Source organism: Acidovorax radicis N35 (genome assembly GCF_000204195.1).
GTDB lineage: Bacteria > Pseudomonadota > Gammaproteobacteria > Burkholderiales > Burkholderiaceae_C > Acidovorax > Acidovorax radicis.
Genome location: NZ_AFBG01000020.1, coordinates 130,326 through 149,692, shown reverse-complemented (window position 1 = coordinate 149,692; position 19,367 = coordinate 130,326). Strand labels below are relative to the sequence as shown.

Here is a 19,367-nt window from a genome sequence, read left to right as displayed (position 1 = left end):
CGGGTCAGCGAATGAGCCTCTCAACGTGCTCCACCGGGTAGCTGTGCCAGCGCCGGTTCCAGGTGTCTTTGGGACTGGTGTTGCGGTCGTGGACACGGGCCACATACAGATGCTGATCCGGGTTGGTGGCAATCCGCTTGTCCCGCACCGACCAGACAAAAGCGTTGTCTTCCCCCACATCGATATCCGCGAACGGGGCACTGCGCCAGAACTCCCTCAGGTAGCACAGCGTGCCGCCACACACCCAGGGCGTGCGCCCGTCGTACACATACTGCCAAGCCCGGCGCGCGTCCGGCGCATAGAAGAACACCTTGTCCAGGCCACAGATGTCGGCCCCCTGGCCCCGCAAGGCCTTGACCTGCGAACTGAGCCAGGTGGGCGCCATCCAGTCGTCGTCGTCCCAGTGCGCTATCACCTCGCCACGCGCCAGTTCGCAGGCAATGTTGCGCTTGGCGCCGATGGTGGACTTGCGGTCCAGGCGCAGGTAGCGGATTCCGCCGTGCGATGGGATCAGATCGGCCACGCTGTCGCGCCCGTCGTCCAGCACGATCAGTTCACGGGGTTCATAGTCCTGCGCCAGAAAGTTCCGGATGGCTTGTGGCACAAACTCACGCCGGTCCGCGGTGGGCATGATGCACGACACCATCGGCATCGCGGGCGCCTGCGGGCCACCTGTCTCAGCCGTGCCACCAGGGGTGGCAGGAAAGTAAAAGCTGCGGTCGTCGTCCAGCAGGCAGTCCGGTACAGGCACCAGGGCCCAGGCGGCCTGCTGCAAGTAGTGGCCTTCCTTGAACTTCCAGGTGTTGCCATCGTGGCGTACATAGATGCACAGTGAACGCCCCGAAATGCGGCACAGCCGCGCTCCGCCCCGCAGGGTCTTCAGCAGGAAATCCGCATCCTCCCGCAGCGATGTATCGGGGTACCGCCCCTGGCGCTCCCACAGGCTGCGCCGAAAGACCAGGGTGCCACCGCTCACGTTTTCGACAAACATCCGACGAAACAGCGCCCGGCTGCTCGCCCAGAACTCGGCCAGCGGCCGGGCCATGAACAACATGTCGTTGAGCCCGGTGACATCCGCCAGGTTGTGCAGAATGGGCGCGGCCTGGCGGCTCAGGCGCTGCGCGCCATACCAGTCGTCATCGTCCCAATGCGCGATCAGCTCGCCCCGCGCCACACGCACCGCTTCATTGCGCTTGGCACCAATGCTGGTACGGGCCGGCATGCGGATGCAGCGGACGCGTGGGTCGTCGATGCCGGCGGGGAGATCAGACTCTTGCTCGTAGACGATGATGAGTTCCAGCGCGGGATAGTCCTGCCGCTGGAAGTAGCGGATCGACTGCGCAACAAAGGCTGCACGCCCCCGCGTGGGCATGACGCAGCTCAGCAAGGGCGGCGCCGAGGGCGCGGTGCCTTCGGGCACCTGCAGCGCAGGTGCCACATTGCCGGGCAGTGGCACAAAGATGCGCATCTGCTCCGGCACGGCAAAGTAGCGGCAACCATCCCCTGCGCAGTGGCCGTGATAGGGCGGTGCCTGCGGATGGCTCTCGCTGCGCCAGGCACAGAACCGGTCCTGGTACAGCCGCTTGTTGGCCTCCAGCAGTCCATCGTGGACAGGTGCCAGCACCGCGCAGCGGGGCGCTCGGTGGACGAAGGCGCCCTGCACCCAGACCCCCAGGAAGCCGGCGCGGGCGGCGCGCACGTTGTAGTCCATCTCCCAGCAGGGGCCCTGGGTGTATGCCGCGTCCGCCGCGCCAATGGCGGCCACCACCTCGTTCTTCACCACGTAGCAGAAGTCTGCCAGGCTGTGCAGGGGCGCCAGGGGCACGCAGGCATTGCCGTAGCGAGCCAGCAAGGCGTCCGCCTGATCCCACAGCGCTTCCTGGGTAGCGCCGCAGCCTGGTGCCACGGCCTGCTCGTTCCATCCCCGGTTGGTGGAGGGGCCCGCCAACCCATGGCTGGCATCGCTGTCCAGCGCGGCCAAGATCAGCTCCAGCCAGCCAGGGCAGACCCGCGCGCCGTTTTCCAGAAACACATAGATGTCGGCAGGCTCGCTCACCAGCTGGTTGAAACAGGCGGCAGCCCCCGGCTGCGCCGGGCTGGACCGCTGAACAAGGGACTCGGGGGCAAGCCGCACCTGCTGCACGGCCGGGGCCTGGGATGCAAGGACACTGTCCGGCAGTATCCGCAGCCCGAAGGGCAGCGGCGTGTTCTCGAAAACACTGCACAGCGTGGCGGCCAGACCTTCGCCAGCCCCCGTCACATGCACCCCAATCAGGATCTGGCGATTTTGTGCAGCAGTCATTCACCACTCCTCACGGGTTGCCACCAAACCTGCTCCCAGCAGCGCCTCCAGCTTGCGCCAGGGGCTGCCAGGGGCGTCGTCGCCCCAGTCATGCACTGCGTCCGCCAGTTCTTCGAGCGCAACGGCCTTGGTGTCGGCAGCCGCATAAAAGCGCGGGTAACACAGCAGCAGCTCTTCGATGCAGGCCCGCACCAAGGACTCGCGCCGGGCGATTTCCGGAGCATGGAAGGACACACAAAGGGTGGGTGGCCCCCACCGCCACAAACGGCGCCAGAGGCCGGGAATCACAGCGTATTCGCCACCCTCTATGTCCATCTTGATGAAGTTGCAGTCCTTCCCGGCATACATGTCCAGAAAGCGCTCCATGTCCACACCCCGCGCCTTGTGGCAAGGCTGGCCAGGCACATCCGGCGCGGCCAACATGCCCGACATGCTGTCCCCGAACTCACTGTGCCCTGCGTAGTAAAGACCACCGGCGTAGAGATGCAGCGGGCCAGATTCGGGGCCAATGCCGAAGGGGTGCAGGTGGATTTTTTCGCACAGCCCAGGGTTGGCTTGCACGTTGCGGTCCAGCTCTGCGAAGGCCACCGGGTCGGGCTCCACGGCATGCACGCAGCGCGACAGTGCTGCGCCATAAAGCACCGTAGGGCCGATCCAGGCACCCAGGTCAATGTAGGAGCGGTCAGGCTGCAGGAAGCGCCGGAAGACCTCGAAGGTTTGCGGCTCCCACGCGCCAGCCTCCACACGGCGCCAAAAGGCACACCGGGCCGCACTGGCAAGCACCTGGAAGGCCCGCGGGCCCACCGACACGCTCAGTGCATGCAGTGCGCTCTCGGCGCCAGGGTCACAGGTTGTCATCGCCCAGCCCATCCGTGTCCGTGGACTGCCAGATGGTGAACGGCGCGGGGCCACCATACGTGGCACTGAACTCAAAGGCATTGCCTTCAAAGATGAAACCCGGCACGTTGATCTTGCACCACACGGCACCAGCGTAGGGGCTGCTGCCCGCCGCCAAGGTCATCTGGATGCGCACATCCTGCTTCCACGAGTCCTGCGTCTGCAGCGCAAGCGGCAGGAAATAGTTGTTCCCGTAGAAGTTGGCCTTCTTGCTGCGTATTTCGCACACCAGCGTCACGAAGTTGCCACTGCTGTTGTAGACCAACTGGAAGATGAAGCGGTAGTCGGGGCTGGCTGGCCAATCAAGGCATACGGTATTACCCGCCACCACCTGCTGTGCGGGCAAGGCCTGTGCCGGATAGATATTGACCACGCCCGGCCCCCTGGCGTAGAGGGCGCTGACAGCCACATCCTCCACGGGCGAAGTGCTTTGCAGTGCGACAGCGGCGTCGCCGACCGGTGCGCTGCTCAGCAAGGGCACGTTGGCCACCGGTGGCACCTGCTGCACCAGGGTGGAGTGGCTTGCCGCGCCCGAGCCATCGCAATTGAAGACATAGCCGCCTGCCTGCGTGATGACGCTGGGGGCCTGTATGCCCATGCCACACGATGGCACCACCTGCAGCTGAATCAGCTTCTGGCCCGGCAATTGTGGCGACCTCTGTAGCCGGCGCACCGTGCCGCCGTGGTCCAGGCAGACCTCCAGCCCCCAGGTGATGCCTGCCAGCTCGAACACGCCTGCACCGTCATAGTTGACCTCTTGCTGCTCACGCCCCAGTCCACCCCCGGTCGATGCAGGCCAATGTTCCACGTCGCCGAGCAACAGGCCGCCCGGATTCGCGGCAGTGGCGATGAAATCAACCCCCGACATCAACTCCTTCATCACCATCCGCGCCCCCGCATCGCCCTGTGCCGCCATGCCCCCCTGCTGCACCAGCGCAAAGTTGTAGATCTCGGTGCTGGCGAGCGGATCGATGTCGTAGGGAGGCGTCTGCTGGGTGGCGGACGACGCGCCCAAAATGGTGCCGAACACGAACACCCAGTCAACCCACTGGTCATCGGCCGCCAGGCGCTGCAACGAGGTGATGGCGCGTTGGACATCGTCCATCTGGTAGGCACCCGAGGCACCTCGAAAAAAGAACTCGGGGGCCAGGAAGACCTTCAGTGTTTCCCCCTCGGGTACCGGTGGAGACGTCTGCGGCAGTGCATCCCGGGCTGTCTGCATGGCGCGCAACATCACATCGCAGCGCGCCTCAATGTCGAGCCTTGGATCGCTCAGCCCCAGATAGGTCTTGGATCCATCGGGGTTCACTTGGGGCGCCGTGTCGAGCACGTAGCCGATGAATTGGACGTTGGTGTATGCCATGCAATTTCTCCTTGGAAAGGGTTCTGGGGACACGTGCGCGGTCATCTCAAAAGCGGGACCAGTCCATAGGTGAACTTGATGAGGTAGTTGACGTACACATTGAGGGGCCGCGTTTCGTTCAAGCTCACTTGCACCGGCGGAGCTTGGCCCGCGCCAGTGACCGGCCCGCCCTTGGTCGGCGTGCTGGTGACGCTGGGCGCGCCCGCCGCCGTTCCACTGGGTGATGGTGCCGAGGGTGCCGGTGCACTGTTGTAGGTGTGCTCATGCGTCTGCACGGCAAACGGCTGAACGGAACCCACCCCATCGCTCGCCCCCTGGCCACCCGGCGGCTTGCTGCGCTGGCCAATGTCCGGGTCGTTGCGGGTGCCCGTGCCAATGCCGCGAAGAAAGTAGCCACGGTAGTCGGGGATGTTGAAGTTGTCGTCGGCACCGCCATACACGTAGCCCAGCACGGCAAACAGTTCGGGGTAGTCCACACAGGCCAATGACCGGCCATCGCAAACCATCCATCCCCACGCCTCCAGGGGGTTGGTGGTGTAAGCGGTCGGACTCACCGTAGCGGGAGGGCTCGCGCTGTCGGGCAGCCCCAGGGTGCCCGCAAACGCCGTCACAGAACCCACGGGCAGGTCGCCAAAGCCGGTTCGTCCAAAGAAGGGGCTGGCAACCCCTGGTATCACCATCATGGCGCAGCCTCCCCGACAGCGGGCAAGTCAGCGCCCTGTTCGACGCCCGACGCATCGAGCACCTGCATGGCTGTAGGTACCACCACCTGCCAGCACGGCCCCGGGCGGAGCGCAGGGTTCTGTTGCCTGGGCCCTGCATGCTTGAGGTCGTTGGCCAACGCTATGTCGCTCGCATTGACGGGGGCAAGGCGATCCGGGGCGACCCACAGCATGCCGGCCGAGTAAAAATAGAGAAAGGCCATGACATGCGCCGGCTGCACGGGCAACAGGACACGTGCCTGGCCAGCCTGTAAGAAGTTGGCGAACAAGGCATCGTCGTCGGCCGCAAGACTCCCCAGCTCAGGCACCCGGCCCGCAGCAGTCATGCCGGGGCTGGCATAAAAGCTGTAAGCCATCTCGTTCCACTCCAGCACTTCATCGAAGAACTGCAGATAGCGGGGTTCGTTGACCTCAAACTGCGACGGCGGAGACCCCCACGCGGCATCTGCGGACATGCCGGTCAGGGTTTGCAGACGCTCCAGCAACAGGCGCAGACAGGCGTTCTTCAGCTCGCGCTGCTCAATCTGCCGATGGGCCAGTGGTGAAAAGGCGGGCGCGGGAGACGCCCCCCCGCCCTGGGCCCGGCCATGATAGGCCGCCATCCGCTCCTGATAGCCACGCACGATGCTGGCGTAGGTGCGGATGCGCCACTGGTCCATGCACCGACTGGAAGGCGTGCAACTGATCTCTACATTGACCTGCAACGGGTGATCGCCAGGCGGCGAGAAACCGGGTTGATAGTCTGTCACGGACACCGGCACGGTCTCGTCCTCCCCGCGCATCACCACGGCGCTGGACACCGTGCCAGGGGTCACGGTTTGCTGCCCCACCAGCACAACAGGTGCTGGCAACTCAGGGGACGAGCCTATGCAGCTGACAAAGGCTCTGGTGGCGCAATACCCTGCGGGGACGGCAATCTGCTTTTCTTCGCCATTGCGCAAGGTGGCCGAGGCGAAGCGCTCCGCCAAGGGCGGTGGCTCCAGATCCAGCACGCCATAGTAGGCACCGAGCTGCGCATAGTTACGTGGGCCGTCCACCTTGATGTCCTCAAAGGTGGCAACCCCCAGTTGCAGCGGTGGCAATGGCTTGGCGAAGTCCTGTCTCGCCAGCGCCTGCTCCTGAGCGACAAAACCCGCAGCGGGCTGGCACACCATGAACTCCATCATCAGGCGCTGGCCATAGTTCACCACACACGCTTCGTACACCTTGTTCACCCAGCGGAACACGGCGCGCATGTTCTGGGTGCCGGCGGTGTTGTCGATCAGGCTGACCACGGCATCTTCGGTCTGGCTCATGCTGCTACTGGAGCGCGTGTGGCTGACACTGCGACTGACGCGGTTGACTGTCTTGTTCAGGATGTCGCGGGCAAAGCGGATGGTGTCGTCGAGCCCAGGATTGGCGCCTTGCTGCACGGCCTTGGTCCAAGAGCCATCCAGGGTGGCCTGGGTGGGAGGGCCATAGCTACTAGTGAACTTGTTGTACTGGTGGGTCTCGGTCGCTTCGGCCACTGTCTTGCGCGATTCCTCCTGCAGATTGCTGCGTTCGTCCGCTGCATCGTTTTGCAGAACCTGCATCTCGGCCAAGGTCTGCTTTTGCTCATCCTTTTGCCGGTGGGTGCGTTTGTGCGTGACCTCCCGGCGTTCACCGCGCATCACGTTTTCTATGCGCGCGATCTCTCCGCTTTGGTAGCGCAGCAAACGCTGGCGCACCATCTGCAAGTCGCCAATGGCATAGGGCTCAATCCAGCCGTCTCGCGCCACGGGCGGCGAGTGGTCTGCAGCGCCGGCCGACGGTAAAGGAAACACCTGCCCCGGCAGCACCACCGTGGCCTCACGCAGCGACGCAATCTGGGCGGAACTGATGGGAGCCGGCTGCAGGAGCACAGGCGTTGCCGAAGCAGCACCCACTGTGGCTATGCCCTGGGTGCCGGGCTGCAAAGCCACCGCGATCAGATTCGCCAGCTGCAGGGTGCGGGTCAACCCATCGAGCAAGCCCGTGTCATACCCCAGGGTGATGATCAAGGCAAAGTAACTCTGCCAAACCCTGTCCAGCGCCTGTGCATAGGTTCCAGACTCCAAGTAGGTCCAGGTCAGGGCGTACCGCTGCAGCAACTGCGCGACCTCCGCATGGGCAGCCGCCAGCCACTCCCGTGGCTTGTCATCCGAGGCGGGGAGTTGCGCTAGCAAAGATGCAAACTGGCTCATGGGTCCCGGGAGGCAATCCATGTTGCCGATGAACAGCCCCTGATAGGGAGAGTCTCCGTCAATAAATTGCAGCGCCAGGAACTGCACAGCTTCGCGGCCTTGGCTGCGTGCCGCTACCAGGTCCTCGAAAAAGCTGCTGTAAGGAGGGCTTGCACCGGTGTACTGGACAAAGCCATACAAAAGATCCGCGGCCGAGATCTTGGGCCAGCGGCGTACGTACACGTAAGGAAACAGCTCCTCCGGATGGCTGTGGAGGACAGGCAGCGGCTCGACGGGATCGACTGGTGGGGCTGGTGGCGCAGGCACCACCGGCGTGGGAGCAGGTGGCCGTGGGCCAGGTGGCGGAATGGGGCCCCGCATCGGGCACGCCGCCATGATGCCTTCGAAGTGGTGGTCATCCGCCTGCCCCCGCATGCCGTAGTGGATGTCGGCAAAGATGGCCGTATTGGGGGCGCCGTCGATGTGCACCGGCGTTTTTTGCTGCAGGTAGCCTGACACATAGCACCCCGAGGAGAATTTGAACTCGAAGGGCTGGGCGGGCCATTGTCTGGTGACGGTGACCCGCTGGCTCTCCGACTCACCTGAACTACAGGACACGCTGACACACGAAGGAACATCGTCGTGGGGTGCACGGTTGATGGTGATGTCGAAGACCAGGCAGCCATCCATGGCGCTCCATCTTCTTTGGACCATTTCGTTCACGGCATGCTTCCTGGATGGACTGCGCGCGCTGCAGAGCATCGGCGCTGGGCACTACACGGCCCCACGCCGACGCGCTGCTTCAGCACATCACAATGTTTTCGAGGTTGAACGCGAACGGCGTGGAGTTGGCGCCTGGGCCGCCACCGGTCATCACGATGTCTGCGCTGGCAATGCCCAGGAGCGACAGCTCGGTGTTGATATTGGAAATGATGGCCGAGTTCATCACCTGGCCCTGCACGATCTGGGAAGCCACACCAATCCAGATGGTGGGCTTGAACTCGAACACCGCCTTTTGCTGAGGAGCAATCGAGGTCTTGATGGCCAGGAGCTTGCCATCCTTGTAGCAGCTGGCATTGATGGCCCCTTTGGGCAAGGCGTTGAGCACTTGCACTTCCTTGGAACTGGTGCCACTGCCTGCAGACACGAGCCTGTCGCCAGAGGTCGTCAAAGCCATTTGGAACAGCTGGCCATTTTGGGCATCCAGCTGCGGCGTGTAGTTGCCGTAGCTGTCACTGGCCCCCACCTGCATGCCCATGGGAAACGTGAACGGATGGTTGTCGCCCTGGCCACAGTACTTGATGACCTGCCAGGCCACCGACAGTTCGTCGAAATTGGTGGCGACATTCTTCTGGAATATCACGACCTCCGAGTTGTTCGTGTCGTTGGAGTTATTGATGAAATTGAGTTGAACGCCCATGAGTTTCTCCTGTTGGTGAAAGTGGTGGCAACACGCCATGCGTTGCCCGTTTGCCCCCGGACCCTGCGGCCCTGAAGGCGAACTCTGTGTGTCCTGTTCTGCCTGTTCGGTCAGATCTGGACGATGTTCTCGAGATTGAATTCGTAGGGCGTGGAGCCCTCGCCAGGCCCACCGCCCGACATCACGATGTCCGCACTGGCGATGCCCAACAGCGACAGCTCGGAGTTGGCATTGCTCATGACGGCAGAGCTGATCGCCACGCCCTGCGCAACCTGGGAGGCCACGCCAATCCACAGCACCGGCTGGTACTGGAAAACCGCCTTCTGGCCCGGCGTGACGGAAGTCTTCATACCCACCATCCGGCCATCCCTGAATACGCAGACATTGACCGCGCCCTGGCCCAGGTCGTTGAGCACATCGAGTTCATTGGAGGCACTGGCCGGCCCCGCACGCCGCAGGCGCCGGGTACCCGATGCGGTGGATTCCAGCCTGAGCATCTGGCCGTTTTCTGCGGCCATGCGGGGTGAAAAATTGCCGTACTCATCGGCAACGCCCACTTCGAAACCCGCTGGGAAAACAAAGGGGTGGTAACAGTCACGTCCGCAGAACCGGATCACCTTCCAGGCCATTGCAAGCGAAGCCATGCTGGTGAGCTGGTTCTTCTGATACATCACCACCTCCGACTTATTGCCGTCGCGGGATTGGTTCACAAATCGCAGCTTGATATCCATGGAGACTCCTACCTGATGTCCTGTCGCCGGGTTGCTTGGTACTGCGTTTTTTGAAGCAGTGATGCGACTGTAGGCAGGCCCCAAAAGCAAAGCGATTACAGGCAATTACAGGCAGGAGCCCCGCAAGACGGAGCGCACGCCAGCCACACGACAGGTGACCGCGTTTGGAGTGGGAGATGGGAAGAGATGCTGGTGCCCCGGAAAACCTTGCTATAATCTCAGGATTCGACACACAGGAGAGGTGGCAGAGTGGTCGAATGTACCTGACTCGAAATCAGGCGTAGTGGCAACACTACCGTGGGTTCGAATCCCACCCTCTCCGCCACTGACAAAGCCCTGATGCTATCTAATCAATAGCGCAGGGCTTTTTCTTTGGACGCCTTGGACGGATAAGGGTGCACTCCCGTGCCGTCCATTGAAATCTGCCACTCAACCCCGCTGGCGCACGATGTGCTGGGGCCCCAGTTCGCTGCAACCCGTGGCACCGAGCATGGCAAGGTTGCGGTCGACCTCGTCGCGCAGCAACGTGATTGCGTGGTGCACCCCCGCCTCCCCGGCGACGGCGGCTGCATAGTTGAACGGACGTCCCGCCAGCACCAAACGCGCGCCCAGCGCAACGGCCTTGAGCACGTCGGAGCCGCGCCGAAAGCCTCCATCCACAAGCACCGGGTAGCCAGCGCCTACAGCGGCCACCACCTCTTCCAACACGCGCATCGGCGATACGGCCCCGTCGAGCTGACGCCCTCCGTGGTTGGACAACACCACGCCATCCGCCCCGGCACGCTGTGCCTGCAACACGTCCTCCACGCTGAGCAGACCCTTCACGACCAAGGGCCCCTTCCAGCGGCGGCGAATGGCCTCGATGTGGCGCCAGTTCAGATGGTCACGCGCCGAAAAGTCGCGCAGCACGGTGGAAGAGACGATGGGGGCGCCGCGCGCAGCAAAAGAGTTCTCGAAATGCGGCATGCCGTGGCGCAGCAATGTGCGCACAAACGTGCTCGCCACCCAGCGTGGCCGCACGAGGCCGTCCCATGCCAGGCGCAAGCCGGGGCGCAAGGGTGTGGAAAAGCCCGTGCGGATGTTGTTCTCCCGGTTCGCCGAGATCGGGATGTCCACCGTGACAACGAGGGTGCGGAAACCTGCACGCTCCACACGGTCAATGAGTGCGTCAATGCGCGCCTGGTCGCCAGGCAGGTAGGCCTGGAACCAGGTGCCCGGGCTGTCACGTGCCACGTCTTCCATCGGTATCAGCGAGGTGCCACTCATCACCGAAACAATGCCCGCGCGACGGGCCGCACGCGCCAGCACAAGATCGCCCCGGTAGGTGGACAGCGCGTTGATGCCCATGGGGGCGATGCCGAAGGGACTGCTGTAGTGCTCGCCAAACAACTCCACGGATTGCGAACGCTGCGATACGTCACGCAGCACCCGCGTTACGAAGGCGAAGTCCTCAAACACGGCCCGGTTGTCACGCAGCGAGGCGTTGTCCTCGGCCGCACCAGCGATGTAGCCGAAGATCGGCCGGGGCAGGCGCTGCCGTGCGGCCTCTTCGAAGTCGTGCAGCGACAACATGCGTCGCAAGACGGCAGGCGGGCGCGGTGTGGCGGCGGGTGCGGAAACAGGGTGGATGGCCATGGTGCGGGTTTCATTGCGTTCAGGAAGCAGCGCCACTGTAGATTTTCAGTTCGGTGAATGAAAGCGGAATATTTAGAATGATTTCATTCGCTTTTCACCACTAATTTCGCCCATGCCCCATCCATCATTCAAACAGCTTGAAGCCTTCTGGTGGGCGGCCAACTGCGCCAATTTCGTGACGGCGGCCGAGCGCGTGCACCTGTCGGTGTCGTCCCTGTCCAAACGCATCACCGAGCTCGAATCCACCCTGGGCCAGCCGCTGTTTGACCGCAGCGGGCACCGCGCCGTGCTCACCGAGGCGGGTGAACGCCTGCTGCCGGCCGCACTGGGGGTGCTCAACGCCATGGCGGCGCTAGGCCACGCACTGGAGGCTGGCAGGGAACTCACGGGCCGCTGCCGTTTTGGCACGGGAGACCTTTCCGCACTCACCTGGCTTCCTGCCTTTGTGGCCATGGCGCGGCGCACCCACCCGGGTCTGGCGCTGGAGCCCTGTGTGGATGTGGGCGAAGTTCTGGGGCGTCGCCTGGACGACGGTGAACTGGACTTTGCCGTGATCGCAGGACGCGCGTCGCGCAGCACGCTGCTGTCGCAGCCCGTGGGTGCCGCACATTTCGCCTGGGCCGTGTCACCCAGCCTGCCGGGGGCTGGCCGCCTGGGCGCCAAAGCGCTGCTGCAGCAGCATCCACTGGTCACGCTGCCGCCAGGTGCGGGCACCACGCGGCTGCTGGACGACTGGTTGCTTGCACAAGGGGTCACCGTCCGCGAGCACATCCTGTGCAATAGCTTGGGGGCCGTGGCGGGCATGCTGCGCGCAGGGGTGGGCGTGGGGTTTCTGCCCTCGGGATGGGTGCGCCCGCTGGGCTTGCGTGCCGTGGGCGGGCGCACCCCGCTTGCGCCGCTGCAGTACACGTTCCAGTGGCGGCGTGGCGACGCACGGGCGCTGATCCCCGCCATGCAGCGCCTGGCGCAGGCACAGGTGGACTTTTCGGCACCACCCGGGCTGGCCACCCACTAGCCTGGACGCACTCCAAAAGAAAACGGGCCACAAGGGCCCGTCGTGGCTGGCATCTCGCCAGCGGGGAGCGCCCAGGACTCAGAGGCTGAGAGTTTTTTAGCCAAGCCCGAAAGGCGCGCGAAAACGCCTCGGATCTAGGCGCAAAGCACAGCCATAGCCCGGGCTATGGCGAGCATTTGCAACGACGAGCCGGGGCTTTTGGCGTGCAAGGCGGGCGTGGACAAAAGACTCTCAGCCTCTCAGGACTGGAGCACTGCCACACCACCCATGTAGGGGCGCAGCACCTCAGGCACCTCTACGGAGCCGTCGGCGCGCTGGTAGTTTTCCAGCACCGCCACCAGCGTGCGGCCCACGGCCAGGCCCGAGCCGTTGAGGGTGTGCACCAGCTCGTTCTTGCCTTGCGCGTTCTTGAAGCGGGCCTGCAGGCGGCGGGCCTGGAAGGCCTCGCAGTTGCTCACCGAGCTGATCTCGCGGTAGGTGTTCTGCGCGGGCAGCCACACTTCCAGGTCATAGGTCTTGGCCGCGCCAAAACCCATGTCGCCCGTGCACAGGCTCATCACGCGGTAGGACAAGCCCAGCTTTTGCAGCACCGCCTCGGCGTGGCGGGTCATTTCTTCCAGCGCTTCGTAGCTCTTTTCGGGGTGCGCGATCTGCACCATCTCGACCTTGTCGAACTGGTGCTGGCGGATCATGCCGCGCGTGTCGCGGCCATAGCTGCCGGCCTCGGACCGAAAGCACGGCGTGTGGGCAGTCAGCTTGATGGGCAGCTCGGATTCGGCCACCACCACGTCGCGCACAAAGTTGGTCAACGGTACTTCGCTGGTGGGGATGAGATACAGCGCCGCGTTGTCGGGCACGGGCTCGCCGTCCTGACCGCCCTTCTTGGCCGCGAACAAATCGCCTTCGAACTTGGGCAGCTGGCCCGTGCCCTTGAGCGAGTCGGCGTTCACGGCGTAGGGCACGTAGCACTCGGTGTAACCATGCTCCTGGGTCTGCACGTCCAGCATGAACTGGGCGAGCGCACGGTGCAGGCGGGCGATGGTGCCCTTCATCACGGTAAAGCGCGAGCCTGAAAGCTTGACGCCCATGTCGAAGTCCAGGCCGAGCGGTGTGCCCACGTCCACGTGGTCCTTCACTTCGAAATCGAAGGTGCCGGGCGTGCCCCAGCGGCGTACTTCCACGTTGCCGGCTTCGTCGCTGCCCACCGGCACGGATTCGTGCGGCAGGTTGGGCACCGCGACCAGCATGGCCAGCAGTTCGGCCTGCACTTGTTCCAGGCGGGCGGCGGATTGCTCCAGCTCCACCTTGCCTGCGGCCACCTGGGCCTTGACGGCTTCGGCACCATCCTTGTCGCCGCGGCTCATCAGCATGCCGACTTGCTTGGACAGCTGGGTGCGCTGGGCCTGCAGCTCTTCAGTGCGGGTCTGCAGGGTCTTGCGCTCGGACTCCAGGGACTGGAACGCCGGGACGTCCAGGAAGGCCTGGGGCTTTTTGCGGGTTTCCAGCCGCGCGATGGCGGTGTCGAGGTCTTTGCGGAGGAGAAGGATGTCAAGCATAGTGTCGATTTTAAAGGGGCGGTCGGTCTCGGCTCAGGCGAGGCTGACAGGGTCAAAGTTGGCGCCGCAAAGAATGAGCGCCACCGTTTCCTGCGGTTGGGGCTTGTATGCGCCGGTTTGCAATGCGGCCAGGCCCAGGGCGGCAGCGGGCTCCACGGCCAGTTTCAGCTCCTTCCACAGCCACAACTGGGCGGCACGGATGGCGTCGTCGGGCAGCAGCAGCGCATCGTGCACATGGCGCTGGCTCACCTCCCAGCCGATGGCGCCGATGCGACGGGCGCCCAGGGAATCGGCGGCCACGCCACCCACTTCCACATCCACTGGCTGACCCGCAGCGCGCGCCGCATGCAGCGTAGGCGCGCGTTCGGGTTCCAACGCGACCACATGGGCGCGGCTCTCCACCCAGGCGGCCACACCGCCGATGAGGCCACCACCGCCCACACTGACCAACACCGTGTCGGGCAGGCGGCCACCTTGTTCTTCCATCTCCAGCGCCAGGGTGCCCGCGCCCGCCACCACTTCGGGCTGGTCGTAGGCGTGGGCCTGCAGCGCGCCTGTGGCCTTCTGGCGGGCCACGCAGGCCTCGAAGGCTTGTGAATAGGCAGCGCCGGTGACCACCACCTCGGCGCCCAGCGCGCGCAGGCGGGCTCGTTTGGCCTCGGGTGAGACCTCGGGGACAAACACCTCGCAGCGCACGCCCAGGGCCTTGGCGGCGGCTGCCACGGCAATGCCGGCGTTGCCGCCGGAGGCGATGATCACGCCGCTCTCGGGCACCGGGTTGGCCAGCAGGCGGTACAACATGCCGCGCGCCTTGAAGCTGCCGCCCACCTGCAGGTGCTCCAGCTTGAGCCAGACCTCGCCGCAGTCCACGCCCAGGGATCGGCCCGGCACACGCATCAGCGGCGTGGTGCGCAGAAAGTCGGCCTGGGCGGCGGAAATGTGGCGGCGGGCGGCGGCAATAGCGGCGCGGTCGATCATGCAAGGGGCTCCGATGGGGCAAAGGGAGGCAGTGTAGGGGTTGCCCGCAACATGCGGACACAACCTCCATTGCATGCGCGCCGCACAACTGCCGATAACATGGGTAGGGAAGTACCACACGCGAACACCCTTCGCGGGCCTGCAAGGCGTACCCGTTGGAGGAGGAAAACATGTTCTTTGTGTTCGGACCATCGGGGCAGATGTACCGGGGAGGCCCGGAAAACCTGTCGCAGATCTCGCCGGTGCGGCGCGTGCAGCGGCCCCAGGCGCTGCACACCCGGGCGCTGGATGTGCCCGGTGAACCCGTGCCAGCCTTCCCCACACCGCCTCACCCTGCAACGTCGGACGCCGCCACAGCCCCCGCGGTCGTCAACCTGCGCATGCAGGACGCCGTGAGCGCCTACGCCCAGACCGGACAAGGCCCCCAGGTGGCCCGCCAGCCGCTCACCAAGGTCAGCGACGTGATGACCACCGGTGCCCTCAGTGTGCAGCCGGAAGCCCGCGTGAACGACGCCTGGCAGACCCTGGCCGAGCACAAGGTGGCGCAGGCCCCCGTGGTGGATACACTGGGCCGCGTGATCGGGCTGCTGCTGCGGGCCGACATGGCGCCGCTGGACTTGCTGCCCGAGCCAGGCGCCGTCAAGCAGGCCATCGACCTGGCGCGCCGTCCCGTGTCCGAAGTGATGGTGAGCCCCGTGCCCACCGTGGCGCCCGACACCGAACTGCGCCGCGTGGCCGCTGTGTTGCTGGACACCGGCCTGCCCGGCCTGCCGGTGACCGACGAAGCGGGGGTGCTGTCGGGCTTTATCTCGCGCACCGACATCCTGCGTGCGGTGGCCGCCGACCCGCCGCTGGATCTGTGGAGCGGGCCGGCGGTGTCGCTGTAGCGATCGGCCGGTGTCCGTGCGGTGAGAATTCGATAAAAATTGAGCCCCAGCGCTTATCCATCAAGCGCCAATAGCTATCAATTTAGAAGCACCCTACCTGCACCACGTTGCTCAATGCCCCGCAGGCCCCGTCTCTGGCGTGCGTTCGGTGATAGCCAGGCCCGTGGTTGCGTCGATCTTGAGCCCCTTGGGCAGTGGGAACTTGATGGTTTCCTCGATGCCGGCCATGGTGCGCACCGACACCGCGCCCAGCGCCTTGATGCGGTCGATGACCTGCTGCACCAGGATTTCCGGGGCCGAGGCTCCGGCGGTCAGCCCGACGCGCGCGAGGCCATCGAACCACTCACCTTTGAGTTCTTCGGCACTGTCCACCATGTAGGCGGTGGTACCCAGCTTGGCGGCCAGCTCGCGCAGGCGGTTGCTGTTGGAACTGGTGGGGCTGCCCACCACGATCACCACGTCCACCTGCGGGCTCAGCACCTTCACGGCGTCCTGCCGGTTCTGGGTGGCGTAGCAGATGTCCTGCTGCTTGGGCTCGCGCACGCTGGGGAATCGTGCACGCACGGCGGCAGAAATCTCGGCGGCGTCGTCCACACTCAATGTGGTCTGCGTGACCACCGCGAGTTTTACCGTCTGCGCGGGCTGAACACGGGCCACATCGGCCACGTCTTCCACCAGGTGGATGCCATGGTCCAGCTGGCCCATGGTGCCTTCCACCTCGGGGTGGCCCTTGTGCCCGATCATGATGAATTCGTAGCCCTCCTTGGCGAGCTTGGCCACTTCGACGTGCACCTTGGTCACCAGCGGGCAGGTGGCGTCAAAAATGCTGAAGCCGCGCGCCACGGCCTCTTGCTGCACGGCCTTGCTCACGCCATGGGCGCTGAAGACCAGTGTGGCTCCAGGTGGCACGTCCGACAGCTCTTCGATAAAAATCGCGCCCTTGGCCTTGAGGTCGTTCACCACGTAGGTGTTGTGCACGATCTCGTGGCGCACATAGATGGGGGCGCCAAACTTCTGGATGGCACGCTCCACGATCTCGATGGCGCGGTCCACACCCGCGCAAAACCCGCGCGGCTCGGCCAGCAGGATTTCTTGTGGGGCCTGCATCACAGGATCCCGATCAGTTCGACTTCGAACGTCACCGGCTGGCCCGCCAGCGGGTGGTTGAAGTCAAACAGCACCGCGCCGTCGTCGCGCACCTGCATCACGGCACCGGCATAGCTGCCCTGGCCATCGGGCGTAGGGAACTGCACCACATCGCCCACGTTGTACTTTTCGTCGGGGTCGCCCAGCTCGTTCATCAGCTTGCGCGCCACCCACTGCTGCATGTCGGCATTGCGCTCGCCAAAAGCCTCGCCCGCAGGCAGCTCGAACGTGGTGCGTGTGCCTTCGGCCAGGCCCAACAGGCGCTGCTCCATGGCGGGCGACAGCTCGCCCGTGCCCAGCGACAGGGTGGCGGGTTTGTCGGTAAAAGTGTTGATCACATCCCCCGCCGGGCCGGCCAGGCGGTAGTGCAGCGTGAGGAAGGAGCCGGGTTGCACCGTGGGAAGGGAAGCGTCGATAGAGGTCATGAAAGTCCAAAAGAGCGTGTTTTGCACTTTTACGTGCCCACGAAAGCCGGGAAAAGGCCCGGCCACTAGGCGCAAAACGCGCCGCGGTATCCATACCGCAAGCGGTTTGCAACAACGTGGCCGGGCCTTTTCCCGGCTTTCCCAGAGGGTTGGGCCCAAAGGCCAGCACTCGCGGCGTTGCAGCCCTTGCCAAGGCACCGGCCTTGGCGGCAGTCCGCGCCTTGCGATCACTGACCTTTGGACCCAACGTGGGTACGTAAAAGTGCAAAACACGCTCTAAACTGCCCCAATTGTAGAAAACCGGGCAAAGCCCTACGCCCGTCGGCCCCTGACGGGTGTCAAAGACCCTGCGCCATGCCCCTCAAAGACCTGCCCGCCGACGCCCAGCCCCGCGAAAAACTGCTGGCACGCGGCCCCGCCGCCCTGGCCGATGCCGAGCTGCTGGCCATCCTGCTGCGCACCGGCATTGTGGGCAAGGGCGTGCTGCAAATGGCGCAGGAGCTGCTGGACCCGCCCGGCATCGACGCCACCACCGGCTGCATCACAGGTGGCTTTGGCGGCATTGCCGGGCTGCTGCACACCAGCGCCGCCGACCTGGAACGCATCAAGGGCCTGGGCCCCGCCAAACGCGCCGAGCTGGTGGCCGTGCTCGAACTCGCGCGCCGCGCCCTGGCCCAGCAGCTGCGCGAACGCGAGGTGTTCGACTCGCCCGATGCCGTCAAGCACTACCTGCAGCTGCACCTGGCCGCCAAGGGGCACGAGGTGTTTGCGGTGTTGTTCCTCGATGCGCAAAACCGCCTGCTGGCCATGGAGGAGCTGTTTCGCGGCACGCTCACGCAGACCAGCGTGTACCCGCGCGAGGTGGTGCTGCGCGCCTTGCACCACCAGGCGGCCGCCGTGGTGCTGGCCCACAACCACCCCAGCGGCAGCGTGGAACCGAGCCGTGCCGATGAAGCCCTGACGCAAACCCTGAAGACCACGCTGGCCCTGGTGGACGTGCGCGTGCTCGACCACGTGATCGTGGCGCCGGGCCAGGCGCTGTCGATGGCCGAAAAGGGCTTGGTGTGACCGCCCCTGCGCCTGCACCAGCCCACCCGCCCACGGCATTGCACGCCGCGCTGGCACGCGCTGCCCGCACGACCGGGGTAAACAGCACGGCGGCAACAGAGCCAACACCCGCTCCCGCTGCGCCCTCCCCCGCAATCTCCCGGACAGCCCGGCGCGCTGGTTTGGCCGAGAAAAAAGCCGCAGCCAAAGCTGCCATGCGCCCCCTGCGCCACGCCCCCCCAGCACCCGCCGCCGGGGAAATCGCGACACCACCCCGGCGCCGCGCACCACCCACCCCGCGCCGGGCGGGTGAACGCATCACCCAGCTGCAGGACCTGGCCACCGTGGCCCGCCGCCTGCGCGAAGACCAGGAACGCCGCCAGGCCGAAGAAAAAGCCCGACGCGAGGCCGCCGCCCGGGCCGAGGCCGAGCGCCACCTCTTCAGCCGCAGCGTGGGCACCGTCACCCCGCTGCGCAACCCCAACGTGGCGCGGCTGCGCAAGCACCTGCCGCCGCCGCTGCCTGTGCAGCACTGGCTGGACGAAGAGCGGGTACTGCTCGAATCGATCAGTGACGACTTCGACGTGAGCACCCTGCTCGACACCGACGACCAGCTCAGCTTTCGCCGCCCCGGTATCGGCGTGGAGGTGACACGCCGCCTGCGCTCGGGCCACTGGAGCATCCAGCGCCAGCTCGACCTGCACGGCCTGCGCGTGGACGAGGCGCGCGAGGCGCTGGGCGACTTCATCCGCCAAGCCCACAAAATCGGCCTGCGCTGCGTGCGCGTGGTGCACGGCAAGGGGCTGGGCTCGCCCGGCAAGAGCCCCGTGCTCAAAGGCCGCGTGCAGCGCTGGCTGGTGCAAAAGAACGAGGTACTGGCGTTTGTGCAGGCGCGTCCCATGGACGGAGGCGCCGGGGCGCTGGTCGTGCTGCTGCAGCCCGTGCTGTACAGAAATACATAAGAAAAGAGCTTCTAGCGCTTGATGGAAATGCGCCAGAAGCTATCAAAAACATAGCAATTTATCGGGGTATGCAGCGACGGTGCCGTGAAGGCACGCGC

At 65.0% G+C, this 19,367-nt stretch carries 16 protein-coding genes and 1 tRNA gene; 5 read left to right on the top strand and 12 right to left on the bottom strand.

Annotated features, from left to right (window positions below):
* Positions 1-4: 4 nt before the first annotated feature.
* From ARADN35_RS0114490 to ARADN35_RS0114460, 7 genes are all read right to left on the bottom strand, one after another.
* Positions 5-2,302: a glycosyltransferase family 2 protein gene (locus tag ARADN35_RS0114490; RefSeq protein WP_010463347.1), complete on the bottom strand. Its 2,298-nt coding sequence runs from the start codon at positions 2,300-2,302 to the stop codon at positions 5-7.
* Positions 2,303-3,160 (bottom strand): FkbM family methyltransferase, encoded by an 858-nt coding sequence (locus ARADN35_RS0114485; RefSeq protein ID WP_244265907.1) that lies wholly within the window; start codon positions 3,158-3,160, stop codon positions 2,303-2,305. It lies immediately after the preceding gene.
* Complete coding sequence (locus ARADN35_RS0114480; RefSeq protein WP_010463343.1) at positions 3,147-4,562, bottom strand: hypothetical protein; 1,416 nt, start codon at positions 4,560-4,562, stop codon at positions 3,147-3,149. The genes ARADN35_RS0114485 and ARADN35_RS0114480 overlap by 14 nt, the downstream gene beginning before the upstream one ends.
* A 41-nt stretch (positions 4,563-4,603) precedes the next feature.
* Positions 4,604-5,245: a tail fiber protein gene (locus ARADN35_RS26410; protein ID WP_010463341.1), complete on the bottom strand. Its 642-nt coding sequence runs from the start codon at positions 5,243-5,245 to the stop codon at positions 4,604-4,606.
* Positions 5,242-8,181, bottom strand: a complete 2,940-nt coding sequence (locus tag ARADN35_RS0114470; protein ID WP_244265918.1) for a hypothetical protein — start codon at positions 8,179-8,181, stop codon at positions 5,242-5,244. Before ARADN35_RS0114470 ends, ARADN35_RS26410 begins: the two co-directional genes overlap by 4 nt.
* An 88-nt stretch (positions 8,182-8,269) precedes the next feature.
* On the bottom strand, positions 8,270-8,887 hold the full coding sequence (locus tag ARADN35_RS0114465; protein ID WP_010463337.1) for a hypothetical protein: 618 nt from the start codon (positions 8,885-8,887) through the stop codon (positions 8,270-8,272).
* A 110-nt stretch (positions 8,888-8,997) separates the two neighbouring features.
* Positions 8,998-9,618 (bottom strand): hypothetical protein, encoded by a 621-nt coding sequence (locus ARADN35_RS0114460; RefSeq protein WP_010463336.1) that lies wholly within the window; start codon positions 9,616-9,618, stop codon positions 8,998-9,000.
* 235 nt (positions 9,619-9,853) lie between these two features.
* Here ARADN35_RS0114460 and ARADN35_RS0114455 point away from each other — a divergent pair.
* Positions 9,854-9,943, top strand: a tRNA-Ser gene (locus ARADN35_RS0114455).
* Positions 9,944-10,047: 104 nt separating this feature from the next.
* Here ARADN35_RS0114455 and ARADN35_RS0114450 read toward each other — a convergent pair.
* On the bottom strand, positions 10,048-11,253 hold the full coding sequence (locus tag ARADN35_RS0114450; RefSeq protein WP_029414035.1) for an alpha-hydroxy acid oxidase: 1,206 nt from the start codon (positions 11,251-11,253) through the stop codon (positions 10,048-10,050).
* Positions 11,254-11,365: 112 nt separating this feature from the next.
* On the opposite strand from ARADN35_RS0114450, the gene ARADN35_RS0114445 reads away from it, so the two are divergent.
* Positions 11,366-12,268, top strand: coding sequence for a LysR family transcriptional regulator (locus tag ARADN35_RS0114445; protein WP_010463331.1), 903 nt, complete (start codon positions 11,366-11,368; stop codon positions 12,266-12,268).
* 239 nt (positions 12,269-12,507) lie between these two features.
* Here ARADN35_RS0114445 and serS read toward each other — a convergent pair whose 3' ends face one another.
* Positions 12,508-13,824 (bottom strand): serine--tRNA ligase, encoded by a 1,317-nt coding sequence (gene serS, locus ARADN35_RS0114440; RefSeq protein ID WP_010463329.1) that lies wholly within the window; start codon positions 13,822-13,824, stop codon positions 12,508-12,510.
* A 33-nt stretch (positions 13,825-13,857) separates the two neighbouring features.
* Positions 13,858-14,802, bottom strand: coding sequence for a threonine/serine dehydratase (locus ARADN35_RS0114435; protein ID WP_010463328.1), 945 nt, complete (start codon positions 14,800-14,802; stop codon positions 13,858-13,860).
* A gap of 170 nt (positions 14,803-14,972) precedes the next feature.
* On the opposite strand from ARADN35_RS0114435, the gene ARADN35_RS0114430 reads away from it, so the two are divergent.
* Positions 14,973-15,689 carry a CBS domain-containing protein gene (locus tag ARADN35_RS0114430; RefSeq protein WP_029414034.1) on the top strand — a complete coding sequence of 239 codons (717 nt, stop codon included), beginning with the start codon at positions 14,973-14,975 and terminating at the stop codon, positions 15,687-15,689.
* Positions 15,690-15,800: 111 nt separating this feature from the next.
* Here ARADN35_RS0114430 and ispH read toward each other — a convergent pair whose 3' ends face one another.
* Positions 15,801-16,796 carry a 4-hydroxy-3-methylbut-2-enyl diphosphate reductase gene (gene ispH, locus ARADN35_RS0114425; protein ID WP_010463326.1) on the bottom strand — a complete coding sequence of 332 codons (996 nt, stop codon included), beginning with the start codon at positions 16,794-16,796 and terminating at the stop codon, positions 15,801-15,803.
* Positions 16,796-17,260 (bottom strand): FKBP-type peptidyl-prolyl cis-trans isomerase, encoded by a 465-nt coding sequence (locus ARADN35_RS0114420; RefSeq protein ID WP_010463325.1) that lies wholly within the window; start codon positions 17,258-17,260, stop codon positions 16,796-16,798. Before ARADN35_RS0114420 ends, ispH begins: the two co-directional genes overlap by 1 nt.
* Positions 17,261-17,614: 354 nt before the next feature.
* On the opposite strand from ARADN35_RS0114420, the gene radC reads away from it, so the two are divergent.
* Together radC and ARADN35_RS0114410 are read left to right on the top strand one after the other, a co-directional pair.
* A complete protein-coding gene (gene radC, locus ARADN35_RS0114415; RefSeq protein ID WP_010463323.1) occupies positions 17,615-18,328 on the top strand; it encodes a RadC family protein in 714 nt (237 codons plus the stop codon).
* 194 nt (positions 18,329-18,522) lie between these two features.
* Positions 18,523-19,269, top strand: coding sequence for a Smr/MutS family protein (locus ARADN35_RS0114410; protein WP_081474660.1), 747 nt, complete (start codon positions 18,523-18,525; stop codon positions 19,267-19,269).
* The last annotated feature ends 98 nt before the right edge of the window (positions 19,270-19,367 follow it).

Bases quoted from the DNA above. Each gene is read 5' to 3' on its own strand.
- ARADN35_RS0114490 (WP_010463347.1), bottom strand. From the start codon at position 2,302: ATGACTGCTGCACAAAATCGCCAGATCCTGATTGGGGTGCATGTGACG.
- ARADN35_RS0114485 (WP_244265907.1), bottom strand. From the start codon at position 3,160: ATGACAACCTGTGACCCTGGCGCCGAGAGCGCACTGCATGCACTGAGC.
- ARADN35_RS0114480 (WP_010463343.1), bottom strand. From the start codon at position 4,562: ATGGCATACACCAACGTCCAATTCATCGGCTACGTGCTCGACACGGCG.
- ARADN35_RS26410 (WP_010463341.1), bottom strand. From the start codon at position 5,245: ATGATGGTGATACCAGGGGTTGCCAGCCCCTTCTTTGGACGAACCGGC.
- ARADN35_RS0114470 (WP_244265918.1), bottom strand. From the start codon at position 8,181: ATGGTCCAAAGAAGATGGAGCGCCATGGATGGCTGCCTGGTCTTCGAC.
- ARADN35_RS0114465 (WP_010463337.1), bottom strand. From the start codon at position 8,887: ATGGGCGTTCAACTCAATTTCATCAATAACTCCAACGACACGAACAAC.
- ARADN35_RS0114460 (WP_010463336.1), bottom strand. From the start codon at position 9,618: ATGGATATCAAGCTGCGATTTGTGAACCAATCCCGCGACGGCAATAAG.
- ARADN35_RS0114450 (WP_029414035.1), bottom strand. From the start codon at position 11,253: ATGGCCATCCACCCTGTTTCCGCACCCGCCGCCACACCGCGCCCGCCT.
- ARADN35_RS0114445 (WP_010463331.1), top strand. From the start codon at position 11,366: ATGCCCCATCCATCATTCAAACAGCTTGAAGCCTTCTGGTGGGCGGCC.
- serS (WP_010463329.1), bottom strand. From the start codon at position 13,824: ATGCTTGACATCCTTCTCCTCCGCAAAGACCTCGACACCGCCATCGCG.
- ARADN35_RS0114435 (WP_010463328.1), bottom strand. From the start codon at position 14,802: ATGATCGACCGCGCCGCTATTGCCGCCGCCCGCCGCCACATTTCCGCC.
- ARADN35_RS0114430 (WP_029414034.1), top strand. From the start codon at position 14,973: ATGTTCTTTGTGTTCGGACCATCGGGGCAGATGTACCGGGGAGGCCCG.
- ispH (WP_010463326.1), bottom strand. From the start codon at position 16,796: ATGCAGGCCCCACAAGAAATCCTGCTGGCCGAGCCGCGCGGGTTTTGC.
- ARADN35_RS0114420 (WP_010463325.1), bottom strand. From the start codon at position 17,260: ATGACCTCTATCGACGCTTCCCTTCCCACGGTGCAACCCGGCTCCTTC.
- radC (WP_010463323.1), top strand. From the start codon at position 17,615: ATGCCCCTCAAAGACCTGCCCGCCGACGCCCAGCCCCGCGAAAAACTG.
- ARADN35_RS0114410 (WP_081474660.1), top strand. From the start codon at position 18,523: ATGCGCCCCCTGCGCCACGCCCCCCCAGCACCCGCCGCCGGGGAAATC.